This window comes from Variovorax sp. AC194 (assembly GCF_979257995.1).
The window spans coordinates 6,694,355-6,707,158 of record NZ_OZ409823.1 but is presented as its reverse complement, the minus strand read 5'-3'; the positions used below and the strand labels follow the sequence as shown (position 1 = coordinate 6,707,158).

Sequence of the window (12,804 nt, the reverse complement as noted above, 5' to 3'; positions counted from 1 at the left end):
GGTTCGGTGGCGAAACCGTTCGGACTGAGCTTGTCGAAGTCTTGCGCGGCGCTTCGACAAGCTCAGCGTGAACGGTTGTTGGGGGTGTGCTTCAGTCCGCGGTCATGCCCGCTTTTTTCGCCACATCGCCCAGGCGCTGGTACTCGGTCTGCGTGAGCGTCGCCAGCTCCTGCGCGCTCGAGCCGCGCGGCGAGAAGCCGGCCTGCTGCAGCTTGGCCTTCACGTCGGGCATCGCAAGCGCTTCGATGAAGGCTTCGTTCAGCGCCTTCACGATGGGTGCCGGCAGGTTCGCCGGCCCGTACACGCCGAACCATGGATCGAGCGCATAGCCCTTCAGGCCCGCCTCGGCCATCGTCGGCACGTCGGGCAATGACGGCGAACGTGTCGGCCCGGCGACCGCCAGCGCGCGCAGCTTGCCGGCCTGGATGTGCGGCAGCGACGCGGGCAGGTTGTCGAACATCACGCCGATGGTGTTGCCCAGCATGTCGGTGATGGCCGGGCCGCTGCCCTTGTAGGCGACGTGGGTGAGCTCGGTGCCGGTCATCTGCGCGAACATCACGCCCGCCAGGTTCATCGACGTGCCCGCGCCTGCGGTGGCGTAGGGCAGGCCCGGGTTCTTCTTGGCAGCGGCGATCAGGTCGGGCACCGACTTGATCGGCGATGCCGCCGGCACTTCGAGCACGATGGTCGAGGTGCCCAGCAGGCTGATCGCGGTGAAGTCCTTCCGCGGATCGAAGGCCATCGACTTGTAGATGTGCGGGTTCAGCGCATTGGTCGAGATCGCGCCGAAGCCGATCGTGTAGCCGTCGGGCGCGGCCTTGGCCACGGCGTCCATGCCGATGTTGCCGCCCGCGCCGCCGCGGTTGTCGATGAGCACCGGCTGGCCGAGCTTTTCCGACACCTTCTGGCCGACGGTGCGCGCCACCAGGTCGGTGGTACCGCCGGGCGTGTAGGGCACGATGAAGCGGATCGGCTTGGACGGAAAGTCCGCCGCGTGCGCGAGGAACGGCGCGGCGAGCAGGGCGATGGCCGCCGCGCGGCGGGTGAGGGCGAAGGCGAAGGCGTTCTTCATCATGGCTTGAATTGATCTTTCAGGCCGGCCCAGCAGTCGGCGTAGTCGGTGTCGAGCGCCGGGCTCTTCAGCGCGAAGTTGGTTGGAATGAAGCGGTAGCGGCTCTCGAACATGAAGGCCAGCGTGTTGTCCAGCTTGTGCGGCTTCAAGTCCGCGTGCGTGGCTTTGTCGAAGGCTTCCTCGTCGGGCCCGTGCGGCACCATGCAGTTGTGCAGGCTTGCACCGCCGGGCTTGAAGCCGCCTGGCTTCGCGTCGTATTCGCCCAGCACCAGGCCCATGAATTCGCTCATGAGGTTGCGGTGGAACCAGGGCGGGCGGAAGGTGTTCTCCATCACCATCCAGCGCGGCGGGAAGATCACGAAGTCGCAGTTCGCGGTGCCCGGCGTGTCGCTCGGCGAGGTCAGCACCGTGAAGATCGACGGATCGGGATGGTCGAAGCTGATCGAGCCGATCGCCATGAAGTGCGCCGTGTCGTACTTCACCGGCGCGAGGTTGCCGTGCCAGGCGACCACGTTGAAGGGCGACTGCTTCGTCGGCGCCTTCCAGAAGCGGCCGGCGAATTTCTTGACCAGCTCGTAGGCGCCGCCGTCTTCTTCGAACGCCGCCACGGGCGCCTGGAAATCGCGCGCGTTCGCCAGGCCGTTCGAGCCGATCGGGCCCAGCTCGGGCAGGCGGAAATGCGCACCGTAGTTCTCGCAGACGTAGCCGCGCGAGAGACCATCGGGCAACGCCACCTTGAAGACCATGCCGCGCGGCAGCACCGCGATTTCGCCGGGCTTCACGTCGAGCACGCCGAGCTCGGTCGTGATGATGAGGCGGCCTTGTTGCGGCACCACCAGCATTTCGCCGTCGGCGTTGACGAAGGCGCGCTTCTCCATCGAGCGGCCGGCCAGGTACATCAGCGAGCCGATGCCGACCTGCGATTCGGCATCGCCGTTTGCCGCCACCGTGCGCATGCCGTCGACGAAGTCCGCTTCGGCCGCGCCGTCCAGCGGCATCGGGTGCCAGCGCATCGGCTCAGGCGGCAGCGCGATTTCGCGGTCGCCGCCGGTCGTCCAGTGCGGCTGCGCATAGGGCTGGTAGCGGCCGGACACCACCGAGGGCTGGCGGCGGTAGAGCCAGGTGCGGCGGTTCTCATGGCGCGGCGCGGTGAAGGCGGTGCCCGAGAGCAATTCGGTGTAGAGGTCGAACGGTCCGCGCTGCGGGTTGTTGCGGCCTTGCGGCAACGCACCGAGCACGGCCTCGGAGGCATGCTCGTTGCCGAAGCCGCCCAGGTAGCGCCGTTCGGTGGCGTGAATGTCGGTCATGGTGTTCTCTTTCGAAAATCGCGATGAGATTTGGAATGCGTGCCCGGCTCAGCCGCGCGCCGCCTCGAAGGCCTCGCGCAGCACGGCGAGCGAGCCGATGTGGTTGGCCAGCACGAGCACCAGGCGCGCGTTGAAGGCGTGGCTCTCTTCTGTCGAAAGCCCTTGGTGCGCCTCGATGAGCGCCTCGTAGAAATCGTCGGGCGCCTCCAGGTTTGGCGCGGTGTTCAGGTGTTGCATGTTCATGCTTTTGCGCGGGCGTGGTCGATGGCGGTGCGGATGTCCGCGGCCGTGGGTTGCCGCCACCGGGCGCACACGTGCTGGTCGGGGCGCAGCAGGTAGACGGTGCCGGGCTGCGCGTCGTAGCGCTGGGTGGCGAGCTCGCCCGCAGGTGTCGCGTCCTGCACGCGCACCATGTGCAGCGCGCGGTCGCTCGCCTTCAGCGCCGCTGCGCTGCGCTCGGCGGCTTCGCCCGCGCCGAACACCAGCGCGGTGAACTGCGCCACGTGGCATTCGCGCAGCAGCCAGCCGGTGCTGCCGTCAGCGCGCACCGTAGGTGCGTCGGCAGCTGCCGCACCGGGCACCATCGCGCCCTTGAACGCGTCGGCATCGGGCGTGTTCAGCGGCGAATCGCGCAGCACCGCCGGCACCGAGAGCCGGCCGCTGTTGACCAGCGTGCGCGCGAACGCGTGGTACTTCGTCAGCTCGAGCACCGCGTCGCGGAACAGGCGGCTCACGTCGCTCTTGGGTGTGATGAAGTCGGTCGCGCGCGTGGAGTGGCGGATGTTCTCGTCGGCCGCGAATTCGCGCTCGCTCGCGTAGCTGTCGATGAGCGCGTCGGGCGCGTCGCCCTGCAGCACCGCGGCGAGTTTCCACGCGAGGTTGTCCGCGTCCTGCACGCCCGAGTTGGCGCCGCGCGCGCCGAAGGGCGACACGCCGTGCGCCGAGTCGCCCGCGAACAGCACGCGGCCGTGGCGAAAGCGCGCCATGCGCTGGCACGCAAAGGTGTAGACGCTGGCCCAGCCGATCTGGAACTGCACGTCCGCAAAGCCGATGCTGTCCAGCAGCGCGCGCACGCGCGGCGTGATGTTCTCGGGCTTGCGTTCTTCGACCGGTTCGGCGTCCCAGCCGAGCTGGAAATCGACGCGCCACATGCCGTCGGCCTGCTTGTGCAGGAGCACGCTCTGGCCGGGGTGGAACGAGGGGTCGAACCAGAAGCGGCGCTCGGTCGGCAGCTGCGCATCCATCGTGATGTCGGCGATGAGGAAGCGGTCGCGAAAGGTGCGGCCCTTGGCCTCCTGGCCCAGCAACTGGCGCAGGTTGGAGCGCGAGCCGTCGCAAGCCGCGACATAGGCGGCCGACAGCGGGTAGTCGCCCTCGGGCGTCTCCACGGTCAGCACCGCGCCGTTGTCGCGCTGCGCGATGCCCGTCACCTTGTGGTTCCAGCGCAGGTCGATGAGCGGCAGCGCCGCGGCGCGCTCCACGAGGTATCCCTCGACGTAGTACTGCTGCAGGTTGATGAAGGCCGGCCGCTCGTGGCCGGGCTCGGGCAGCAGGTCGAAGCGGTAGACCTGCTCGTCGTGGAAGAACACCTTGCCCACGTTCCACGAGACGCCCTTGTCCACCATGCGGTCGCCGCAGCCCAGGCGGTCGAACACCTCCAGCGTGCGCTTGGCAAAGCAGATCGCGCGCGATCCGCTGGAGAGGGTGTTGTCGTTGTCCAGCAGCACGACGGGCACCTGGCGCAGCGCGAGGTCGATGGCCAGCGTGAGGCCGACCGGGCCGGCGCCCACGATCACCACGGGGTGATGGGCGGGCGCCGCGGCGTCCTGGTCGGCGTGGCGGCGGTAGTCGAAGCGCAGACTTTGATAGTCGATCACGTGTTGTCTCCGTGTCTTTGTCTTTCCTGCGCCGATGGGCGGCGCGGGAAGCAAATGCCTCAGCCTTCGAGCGCCTTCCACATCTCGATGTCCCGCTCGGCCGTCCACACGCGCGGATCGGCATGGCCCGAGGCCTCGTCGTACGCGCGGCTCACGTCGAACGGCATGCAGTGGTCGAAGATCACCCACTGGCTGTACTTGGGCTTGAGCTTCGCGTAGGTGTCCTTGTAGACCGTGTTCAGGTCGCGCCCGGCCTTCACGCCTTCTTGCACGCTGGCATACACGTCGGAGATGAAGTTGCGCGTGCCCGTGAGGCCCTCGGCCACCTCGGCCGGCGTGGTGAGCGCGGCGCCGCGGCCCGGCACCAGCGCGGCGGGCTTGAGCGCGGCGATGTTGTCCAGCGTCTGCGGCCAGTCCTGGAAGTAGGCGTCGCCGGCATACGGCGTGGCGCCGAATTCCACCAGGTCGCCCGAGAGCAGCGTGCGCTCCGCCGGCAGCCAGACGACCGTGTCGCCCTTGGTGTGGCCGCGGCCCAGCTGGATCAGCTGGACCTCGAGCTTGCCCAGCCACAGCGTCATCTTGCCGGTGAAGGTCATGGTCGGCCAGGTCAGGCCCGGGGGCACGGTTTCCACGTTCTGGAAAAGGCGAGGGAAGCGGCCGATTTCGCTGGCCTTGTCGGCCTCGCCGCGCTCCACGATCAGGTCGCGGGTGTCCTGGCTCGCGAGGATGTGTCCGGCGCCCTTCTCAAAGTACCCTGCCGCGCCCAGCACGCGCACCGCGTGGTAGTGGGTGAGCACCACGTACTTGATGGGCTTGTCGGTCACCTCGCGGATGCGGCGCACCACGTCGGCCGCCATGGCGGGGGTGGCTTGCGTATCGGCGACCAACACGCAGTCGTCGCCGATCACGATGCCGGTGTTCGGGTCGCCCTCGGCGGTGTAGGCCCAGGCGTGCTCGGAGATCTGGCTGAAGGTGATCTTCTTTTCTTCCATGTCGGCCTGGCTGGCGAACTTCTTGGCTTGGCTCATCGTGTTGTCTCCGTCGGGTGTGGGTGGAAATTGGATTCGTCTAAGGCGAACGAATTTGCGGTTAACGAATTTTCGGAGTGTAAGTCGCAGATCAGTTAATGTCTAATCCCTTCTTCATGAACGAACGATCGGCAGCCCTGTGACCAAGGACTCCAGCCACAACAGCGACAGCAGCGAGGCTCCGGACACCGACCGCGCCGCCCAGCGCGGCATCCAGAGCATCGAGGTCGGCGGCCAGCTGCTGCGCGCGCTGGTGCACCACGGCCGGCCGATGGCGCTGAAGGACCTGGCGCGCGAAGCCGACATGACGCCCGCCAAGGCCCACCCCTACATGGTGAGCTTCGGGCGGCTCGGGCTCATCGAGCAGGACCGCGCCAGCGGCCACTATCTGCTCGGTCCGCTGGCCTTGCAACTGGGGCTCATCAGCCTGCAGCAGGCCGACCCGGTGCACCTGGCCACCCCGCTGCTCAGCCCGCTGGCGCAGCAGATCGGGCACACGGTCGCGCTGGCGGTGTGGGGCGCGCGCGGCGCGACCATCGTGCGCACGGCCGAGTCGCCCTCGCCGGTGCACGTGACCATGCGGCACGGCACGGTGTTCTCGCTGACCAACACGGCCTCGGGCCGCATCTTCGCGGCCTACCTGGCTGCCGACGCGGTGCGGCAACTGCTCGAGGAAGAGCGCCAGCGCCAGAAGCCGCGCAAGGGCGCCGCCGAGCCCGCCGCACGCGCCGGCATGCCGCCGGTACAGCCGCTGCCCTCGTGGAGCGACTTCGAACGCCAGCTCAAGGAGGTGCGCGCGCACGGCATCAGCCGCTCCGACGGCGAGGTGATCGAGGGCGTGAGCGCCATGGCCGCGCCGGTGTTCGACCACACCGGCGCCATCGTGCTGGCCGTGACCGCCATCGGCCCGGCCGGCGTCTTCGAGACCGCGTGGGACGGCGAGCTCTCGCGCGCACTCAAGGCCTGCGCGGGCACCGTGTCGCAGCGCCTCGGCGCGCCCGCCGCGGGGGCCTCCGGATCGTCTAAACCCGAGCGATGACGCGACCCGACGCAACCGACGCCACCTCTTCTTCCCCGCTGGACGCCGCCATCGCGCTGCTGCGGGGCGCCCGGCGCATCGGCGTCTTCTCGGGCGCGGGCCTGTCGCGCGCCTCCGGCATCCCGACCTACCGCGACGCGGACGGGCTCTGGAAAAGCCAGAACGCCCTGCAGTTCGCCCACGCCGAAGACTTGAAGCGCGACCCGGCGGGTTTCACGAAGTTCTGGGCCCGGCGCATGGCGGTCGTCGAATCGGCCGCGCCCAACCCGGGCCACCGGGCGCTCGCGCAGTTGCAGCGGCTGCGCCCGGCGACGCGCCTCATCACGCAGAACGTCGACGGCCTCCTCACCCAGGCGGGCGGGCTCGACGTGCTCGAGCTGCACGGGTCGCTGCGCCGCTGGCGCTGCGACCACTGCGGCAACCGCAGCGGCCCGTGGCCCTTTCACCGGTGCCTGCGCTGCGGCTCGCACGCGCGGCCCGACGTGGTGATGTTCGGCGAGATGCTCAACCCCGGCGTGCTGCTCGAAGCGCAGGTGGCGGCGCAGGAGTCGGACCTCTTCCTGGTGGTGGGCAGCACGGCCATCGTCTATCCGGCGGCCGAGTTGCCCGAGCTGGCAATGGCGCGCGGCAGCCGCCTCGTCACGCTGAACCTGGAGCCGCTGCCGCACCTGGACGATGCGGCGGCGGTGGTGTTGCGCGGCGCTTCGGAAGACCTGCTGCCGCAATTGCTGGCGGGGATGATGGCCGCCTAGCTTCGCGCGCCTTCAGCCCCTTCAGTCAGTTGATGCGCGCGTTGGTGAGCTGCATGTCCTCGAACTGGCTGCCGGTGAAGTCGACCTGTTCGCCCTGCAGGTCGGTCGCGCTCACTTGCCGGCCTCTGCAGTCGAGCAGCTTCACCTGCGACCAGTGGCTCGCGTCGAAATTCAGCGCGGTCCAGTTGCATCGGGTGAAGGTGCAGTGGCTGAGCGTGCTGGCTTTCAGGAGCGATGCATCGAAGGTGCAGCCCACGAAGGCGCAGCCGCTGATGCTGATTCGCTGCATGTCGCACTGGCTGAATGTGCAGGCGCTGAACTGGCACGAAGTCAAGGCAGCATCCAGGAAAGTGGTCGATGTGAAGCTGCTGCCGCTGAACGTGCTGGACGCGAAGGTGATCAGGTTGAGATCGAGGCCGGCATAGGCATTGCCGTCGCTCTCGCCTGCAAGGCCCGCCGGCGCGCCCCCGATGCCTTTGCGCCATTTGTCGTGGTTCTGGATGATCTGAAGGGCGCTCATGCGGTGGCCCTTCCGTGTGCAACCGACGGCATCACCGTGGTGCTGGTTGCGATGGTGCGCGCTCGCGCGGCATGGAATGCGGACATGTGTTCCTCCCGTGAACCCGCTCCCGTGGATCGGGAGTCGCGGCGGATTATGGGAGGGCGCTCGCGGCGAAAAAACGCGGGAAATGATCCGGCAACCATTGCGCCACGCGCGGCGTGACGTATTGCCTGGGGCTCGCGGTGCGCTGGGCGCTCAGCCCTTCTTGCCGCCCAGCAGCACCAGCGCGCCGCCCACCACGATGGCGGCCACGCCGGCCCAGGCGGGGAAGTTGACGGTCTGCTTTTCCTTCACCGAGAACTCCAGCGGCCCGAGCTTGGCCTGATGGGTTTCCTTGGTGAAGCTGAAGCTGCCCATGCCCAGCGCGGCGATGCCCGCCACGATCAACAGGATGCCGACGATGCGTGTCGCGTTCATGGGGCGGGTCTCCTCGTGTGTGGGTGCCGCAGCTTACTGCCGCGGCTGCCGCTGCAGCGCATCCATCCACTGCGTGACCTCGGCCACGGCCGCATCGCTGGCGGCGGCGAGCGCCTTCACGCCGCCGGGCGCGTCGGCGCTCGGCGCGGGGCGGCGCACGGTGATGGTCTTCTGGCCCAGCACGCGGTCGCCGCCGGTGGTGCCGCGGATCAGCGTGGCGCGCAGCCGCACGAGACCCACGCTCGCCGTGGGCGAATCGAAGTAGTGGCTGAATTCGTCCAGCGAAATGCGCAGCGTGTCGGGCACCTCGCCCTTGCTGCGCGCGATGGTCGCGCTCTCTTCCGGGCCGAGCACCATGCGGCGCTCGGCGAGGCTGTCGCGCAGCCGCTGGCGCAGCAGTTGCGCGGGCGGCTGGCTCCAGCGCGACTGGCCGTAGGGGCGCAGTTCGTTGACGTCCGCGTAGCCCAGGCGGTAGAGGATCTGCGTGCCGTCCAGGCGCGTGTTGCTCTCGAACTCGGCCAGCGCCAATGTCGGCAGCGCCGCGGCAGTGGGTGCGGCGGCCGCAGCGGCCGCCGTGGCGGTGAGCCCGGGGCCGAAGTCGTACAGCGTCGCGCGCGCGGGCTTGTCGGGCAGCGCGCCGCAGCCGGCGACCAGCAGCGCCATGCCTGCGAAGGCAGCGGCAAGGGAATGGGTGGTTGTCTTCATGCTCATCACCTTCGATCAAGGACGCGCGGCCGGCGCGGAGAAACCCGGCTCGCCCGGCCCTGCCGCGGCGCCGCCGTTGCCGAACAAGAGCGACTGCGGGTTGTCGTTGATGCTGTCCGCCGCGCGGCCGAGGCGCCGCACGGCGTGCGAGGTGTCGTCGGCCACGCGGTTCACGCGCGGCAGCGTGGCCGCGTTGAACGAATCGACCGCCTGCGCGAGCGCCTTGGTGCCGTCGCTCAGCCGCTCGACCGGGCCGTCGGGCGCGTTCAGCCGGCCCACGGTGGTGTTGAAGTTGTTGGCCACGCGCGAGACGTCGCTGGCCGCCTTCTTCACCGTGCCCAGCGTGTCGGGCAGCTTCTCCAGCGCCGGGTTCAGGCCCGTCTTCACGGTGTTGTCCAGCGTCTTGAGCAGCGTGTTGGCGCTGGCCGAGGCGGCGGCGATGTTCTCCAGCGCATCGGCCGCGCGCTTCTGGTTCGGGTCGCTGAGCAGCTGGTTGGCGCGCTTGGTCACTTCCTCGACCTGGTTGATGATGGCTTCGCCGCGGTCCTGCAACTGCGCGAGCATCGAGGGCTTGAGCGGAATGCGCGGTGGATCGTCGTTGTTGGGCTTGAGCGAGACCTTCGATTCGCCCTTGTCGTCCAGCGCGATGAAGGCCAGGCCCGTCACGCCCTGGTAGCTCAGCGTGGCGAAGCTGGAGGTGGTGAGCGGCACGCGCTCGTCCACCGTGATGCGCACGCGCACATTGCCCTTGACCTTCGGGTCGAAGTCGATCAGCACCACCTTGCCCACCGCGATGCCACGGTAGCGCACCATGGCCTGCGGCTGCAGGCCGCTCACGGCGTCGCGGGTGGACAGCTCGTACACGTTGCGCACGGTGTCGTCGCGCGTGAACCAGATCACCAGGCCCACGAGCACGGCCAGGAGGCCGAGCACGAAGGCGCCGGCGGCGAGGGCATGGGCCTTGTTTTCCATGGTGGCTACCTACCTTTCGGCGCGCGCGGCTTCGGGCCGCGGCGCATGTTGTTCTGTGGCTGGCTTGTCATGCAGCGCTTCCAGGGCGCGCTGGCCGCGCCCCCCTAGAAAGTATTCGTGGATGAACGGATGCGGGTAGGCGATGACCTCGCGCGCCGTGCCGCTCACGATGACCTTCTGGTCGGCCAGCACCGCGATGCGGGTGCTCAGGTCGAACAGCGTGTCCAGGTCGTGCGTGACCATCACCACCGTGAGGCCGAGTTCCCGGTGCAGGCCGCGCAGGAGATTGCAGAAGCTGTCCGAGGCCTCGGGGTCCAGGCCCGCGGTGGGCTCGTCCAGCAGCAGCAGCGGCGGGTCCATGATGAGCGCGCGCGCCAGCGCCACGCGCTTGATCATGCCGCCCGAGAGGTCCGACGGGCTCTTGTTCGCATGCTGCGGCTCCAGGCCCACCATCTGCAGCTTCACGAGCGCGGCGTGGCGGATCAGCTCGTCGGGCAGGAGCTTGAGCTCCCGCAGCGGAAAGGCGATGTTCTCCAGCACGCTGAAGGCCGAGAACAGCGCGCCGTGCTGGAACAGCATGCCCACGTTGGCCGCGCCCGAGGCGCTGAGCTCGCCCGGCTGCTGGCCCAGCACCTCGACCACGCCCTGCGTCGGCTTCTCCAGCCCGAGGATCTGGCGCAGGAGCACCGTCTTGCCGGTGCCCGAGCCGCCCACCAGCGAGAGCACCTCGCCGCGGTCGATGTGCATGTCCAGGTTGCGATGCACCACCTGCTCGCCGTCGGCGCTCTTGAACACCGTCCAGAGCTTGCGGATGTCGACCACGGTCGGGTCGTCGCGGGTGTTCGTCGCTGCGTTCATCCGCGGAACCCTATGCCTTTGAACAGCACCGCGAAGAGCGCGTCCACCAGGATCACCGCAGTGATCGATGTCACCACCGAGGAGGTGGTGCCGCGCCCGAGGCTCTCGGTGTTGGGCTTGACCTTCATGCCGAAGTAGCAGCCGATCAGCGCGATCAAAATGCCGAACACCGCCGACTTGGCCATCGCGAGCCAGAGGTTCGAAATCGGCACCGCGCGCGGCAATGCCGAGAGAAAGTACGCCGGCGAAATATCGAGCGCCGCATCGGCCGCGAGCATGCCGCCCAGGAGCGCCGCCATCGAGGTCCAGAGGCTGATGAGCGGCATCGCGATCGCCAGCGCCAGCACGCGCGGCATCACCAGGCGAAAGCCGTGCGGGATGCCCATGACGCGCATCGCGTCGAGCTCCTCGGTCACCCGCATCACGCCGATCTGCGCGGTGATGGCCGAGCCCGAGCGCCCGGCAATGAGCACCGCGGCCAGCACCGGCCCGAGCTCGCGCACCAGCGAGAGCCCCAGGATGTTGACCACGAAGGCCTCGGCGCCGTAGTTGCGCAGCTGCTGCGAGATCAGGTAGGCCAGCACCACGCCGATCAAAAGGCCCACCAGCGCCGTGATGTGCAGCGCCGTCGCGCCGAACTGGTAGAGGTGCCCCGAGAAATCGCGCCACGGCGCGCGGTGCGGCGCGCGGATGAGCGTGCCGACGTCGATGGCGAGCTGGCCGATCAGCCCGATGAAATCGCGCGCCACGTACATCGCGCGCGGCCCGTTGTGCGAGAAGGTGCGGATGCGGTCGGCCAGCGTCTTGGGCGGCTCGTCCGGCGTGGCGACGGTGTACTGCGCCACCTGGTCGAGCACCGCCTTGTGCTGCGCTTCCATCTCCAGCGTGGCGGGCCATTCATGGCGCCAGTGCTCCCACAGGAGTTGCGCGCCGATGTGGTCGAGCTGCTCGATCGGACGCAGGTCCCACGCGCGATCGTCCGCGGGCGGCGCGGCTTCCAGGCTTTTGGAGAGCGCCTGCCAGGCGGGAAACGACGACATGCCCAGCGCGGTCCAGCGGCCGCTGGCCACGGTCCAGGAGCGGCCGTCCTGCTCCTGCTGCGCGACACGCGGCAACGCGCTGTCGGCGGCTCGGGCGTCGGCAGTCGGGGTGGCGGAAGGCATGGGACGGATGAGCAGGAAAGTAAACAAAAACCGGGTTCGGGGGATGCGCGCATCGTAACCGGGTGCATCCGGCACCCATGTGCTCCAGACCCCTCATTCACGTAGGGCGGCGCCCCGTTTTCTTCAGTTTTTCTTCAGCCCCAGGCCTTGCCCAGCGCGTCCCAGGCGCTGGCGATCACCGGCTCGTCGCGCCGCGATGCCAGCGACACGAAATTCAGCGCGCAGTCCAGTTGCACGCGGTCGGCCATCGCGAGGCCGTGGGCCTGGCATTCGCGGATCGCGATCGAGTCGCGCACGAGGCTCAGGCCGATGCCGGACTTCAAGAGGTCGAGCATCGACGCCTCCTGGTCGACCAGCGCCACGCGCCGCGGCGAAAGGCCCAGCGGCGCGAACACGCGCTCCAGCAGCCGATGGTGCGCCGACTCGGGCGGCGTCCCGAGCCAGGGCAGCGCGGCCAGCGCCTTCCAGTCGCGGCCCTGCACCTGCGGGCCCCAGCCGGCGGGCGCGACCACGCGGTAGGTGAAGCGGGTGAGGGTGCGGACCGCGAGCGAGGGCGTTGCCGCCGCCTGGCTGTCTTCGTCCGGGTCCAGGTGAAACCCCACGTCCAGGTCCCCGCGCAGCACCTGCGCGAGCACGCTGCCGCTCATGCCGTGGCGCAGCTCGGTCTCGATCTGCGGCGCGGCCTCGACGAGCTCCCGCAGGAACACGCCCAGCCGGGTGAATTCCGGATCGAGGATCGTGCCGATGCGCAGCGCCCCGCGCACCGTGCCCTGGAGCTTGCGCGCGGCCTGCTGCAGGTCGCCCACGGCGGCCAGCACCCGCTCGGCCTGCGGCAGCATCGCCGCGCCGTCGGCCGTGAGCGCCAGGCCGTGCGGCGTGCGCGTGAAGAGCGCGAGCCCGGTTTCCTCGGCCAAGCGCTTGAGCTGCAGGCTCACCGCGGGCTGCGTGAGGTGCAGCCGCTCGGCGGCGCGCGAGACGCTGCCTTCCTTCGCCGCGAGAACGAAGGCGCGCAAAATCTGCAGGTCGATGGCGGCGGCAGTCATATAAGACCG

14 protein-coding genes are annotated in these 12,804 nt (G+C 69.1%); 2 read left to right on the top strand and 12 right to left on the bottom strand.

What is annotated here, in order from left to right; all coding sequences use genetic code 11:
• Positions 1 to 91: 91 nt before the first annotated feature.
• The 5 genes from ACZYRS_RS31575 to ACZYRS_RS31555 are packed head-to-tail and all read right to left on the bottom strand — an operon-like array spanning position 92 to position 5,284.
• A complete protein-coding gene (locus tag ACZYRS_RS31575) occupies positions 92 to 1,072 on the bottom strand; it encodes a Bug family tripartite tricarboxylate transporter substrate binding protein (RefSeq protein WP_463422564.1) in 981 nt (326 codons plus the stop codon).
• Entirely contained in the window at positions 1,072 to 2,379 is a 1,308-nt protein-coding gene (hmgA, locus tag ACZYRS_RS31570) for a homogentisate 1,2-dioxygenase (protein ID WP_463422348.1), read from the bottom strand. The genes ACZYRS_RS31575 and hmgA overlap by 1 nt, the downstream gene beginning before the upstream one ends.
• A gap of 48 nt (positions 2,380 to 2,427) precedes the next feature.
• On the bottom strand, positions 2,428 to 2,622 hold the full coding sequence (locus tag ACZYRS_RS31565) for a DUF2783 domain-containing protein (RefSeq protein WP_463422347.1): 195 nt from the start codon (positions 2,620 to 2,622) through the stop codon (positions 2,428 to 2,430).
• Positions 2,619 to 4,256, bottom strand: coding sequence for an FAD-dependent oxidoreductase (locus ACZYRS_RS31560; RefSeq protein ID WP_463422346.1), 1,638 nt, complete (start codon positions 4,254 to 4,256; stop codon positions 2,619 to 2,621). Before ACZYRS_RS31560 ends, ACZYRS_RS31565 begins: the two co-directional genes overlap by 4 nt.
• 59 nt (positions 4,257 to 4,315) lie before the next feature.
• Complete coding sequence (locus ACZYRS_RS31555; protein ID WP_463422345.1) at positions 4,316 to 5,284, bottom strand: MBL fold metallo-hydrolase; 969 nt, start codon at positions 5,282 to 5,284, stop codon at positions 4,316 to 4,318.
• Between the two features lie 139 nt (positions 5,285 to 5,423).
• Here ACZYRS_RS31555 and ACZYRS_RS31550 point away from each other — a divergent pair, with 139 nt between their 5' ends.
• Complete coding sequence (locus ACZYRS_RS31550; RefSeq protein WP_463422344.1) at positions 5,424 to 6,323, top strand: IclR family transcriptional regulator; 900 nt, start codon at positions 5,424 to 5,426, stop codon at positions 6,321 to 6,323.
• Positions 6,320 to 7,075: an SIR2 family NAD-dependent protein deacylase gene (locus ACZYRS_RS31545; protein ID WP_463422343.1), complete on the top strand. Its 756-nt coding sequence runs from the start codon at positions 6,320 to 6,322 to the stop codon at positions 7,073 to 7,075. The genes ACZYRS_RS31550 and ACZYRS_RS31545 overlap by 4 nt, the downstream gene beginning before the upstream one ends.
• A 25-nt stretch (positions 7,076 to 7,100) precedes the next feature.
• On the opposite strand, the gene ACZYRS_RS31540 is transcribed toward ACZYRS_RS31545, so the two are convergent.
• From ACZYRS_RS31540 to ACZYRS_RS31510, 7 genes are all read right to left on the bottom strand, one after another.
• Positions 7,101 to 7,595: a pentapeptide repeat-containing protein gene (locus ACZYRS_RS31540; protein ID WP_463422342.1), complete on the bottom strand. Its 495-nt coding sequence runs from the start codon at positions 7,593 to 7,595 to the stop codon at positions 7,101 to 7,103.
• A 237-nt stretch (positions 7,596 to 7,832) separates the two neighbouring features.
• A complete protein-coding gene (locus ACZYRS_RS31535) occupies positions 7,833 to 8,054 on the bottom strand; it encodes a hypothetical protein (RefSeq protein WP_198786990.1) in 222 nt (73 codons plus the stop codon).
• A gap of 33 nt (positions 8,055 to 8,087) precedes the next feature.
• Positions 8,088 to 8,759: an ABC-type transport auxiliary lipoprotein family protein gene (locus tag ACZYRS_RS31530; RefSeq protein ID WP_463422341.1), complete on the bottom strand. Its 672-nt coding sequence runs from the start codon at positions 8,757 to 8,759 to the stop codon at positions 8,088 to 8,090.
• A gap of 15 nt (positions 8,760 to 8,774) precedes the next feature.
• On the bottom strand, positions 8,775 to 9,731 hold the full coding sequence (locus ACZYRS_RS31525; protein ID WP_463422340.1) for an MlaD family protein: 957 nt from the start codon (positions 9,729 to 9,731) through the stop codon (positions 8,775 to 8,777).
• A 9-nt stretch (positions 9,732 to 9,740) separates the two neighbouring features.
• Complete coding sequence (locus tag ACZYRS_RS31520) at positions 9,741 to 10,589, bottom strand: ABC transporter ATP-binding protein (protein ID WP_198786993.1); 849 nt, start codon at positions 10,587 to 10,589, stop codon at positions 9,741 to 9,743.
• Positions 10,586 to 11,752, bottom strand: coding sequence for an MlaE family ABC transporter permease (locus ACZYRS_RS31515; RefSeq protein ID WP_198786994.1), 1,167 nt, complete (start codon positions 11,750 to 11,752; stop codon positions 10,586 to 10,588). The genes ACZYRS_RS31520 and ACZYRS_RS31515 overlap by 4 nt, the downstream gene beginning before the upstream one ends.
• 134 nt (positions 11,753 to 11,886) lie before the next feature.
• On the bottom strand, positions 11,887 to 12,795 hold the full coding sequence (locus ACZYRS_RS31510; protein WP_463422339.1) for a LysR family transcriptional regulator: 909 nt from the start codon (positions 12,793 to 12,795) through the stop codon (positions 11,887 to 11,889).
• Positions 12,796 to 12,804 lie beyond the last annotated feature (9 nt).

What these genes read in the sequence shown, in the direction of transcription:
- ACZYRS_RS31575 (WP_463422564.1), bottom strand. Translation starts at nt 1,072, where the DNA reads ATGAAGAACGCCTTCGCCTTCGCCCTCACCCGCCGCGCGGCGGCCATC.
- hmgA (WP_463422348.1), bottom strand. Translation starts at nt 2,379, where the DNA reads ATGACCGACATTCACGCCACCGAACGGCGCTACCTGGGCGGCTTCGGC.
- ACZYRS_RS31565 (WP_463422347.1), bottom strand. Translation starts at nt 2,622, where the DNA reads ATGAACATGCAACACCTGAACACCGCGCCAAACCTGGAGGCGCCCGAC.
- ACZYRS_RS31555 (WP_463422345.1), bottom strand. Translation starts at nt 5,284, where the DNA reads ATGAGCCAAGCCAAGAAGTTCGCCAGCCAGGCCGACATGGAAGAAAAG.
- ACZYRS_RS31545 (WP_463422343.1), top strand. Translation starts at nt 6,320, where the DNA reads ATGACGCGACCCGACGCAACCGACGCCACCTCTTCTTCCCCGCTGGAC.
- ACZYRS_RS31540 (WP_463422342.1), bottom strand. Translation starts at nt 7,595, where the DNA reads ATGAGCGCCCTTCAGATCATCCAGAACCACGACAAATGGCGCAAAGGC.
- ACZYRS_RS31535 (WP_198786990.1), bottom strand. Translation starts at nt 8,054, where the DNA reads ATGAACGCGACACGCATCGTCGGCATCCTGTTGATCGTGGCGGGCATC.
- ACZYRS_RS31530 (WP_463422341.1), bottom strand. Translation starts at nt 8,759, where the DNA reads ATGAAGACAACCACCCATTCCCTTGCCGCTGCCTTCGCAGGCATGGCG.
- ACZYRS_RS31525 (WP_463422340.1), bottom strand. Translation starts at nt 9,731, where the DNA reads ATGGAAAACAAGGCCCATGCCCTCGCCGCCGGCGCCTTCGTGCTCGGC.
- ACZYRS_RS31520 (WP_198786993.1), bottom strand. Translation starts at nt 10,589, where the DNA reads ATGAACGCAGCGACGAACACCCGCGACGACCCGACCGTGGTCGACATC.
- ACZYRS_RS31515 (WP_198786994.1), bottom strand. Translation starts at nt 11,752, where the DNA reads ATGCCTTCCGCCACCCCGACTGCCGACGCCCGAGCCGCCGACAGCGCG.
- ACZYRS_RS31510 (WP_463422339.1), bottom strand. Translation starts at nt 12,795, where the DNA reads ATGACTGCCGCCGCCATCGACCTGCAGATTTTGCGCGCCTTCGTTCTC.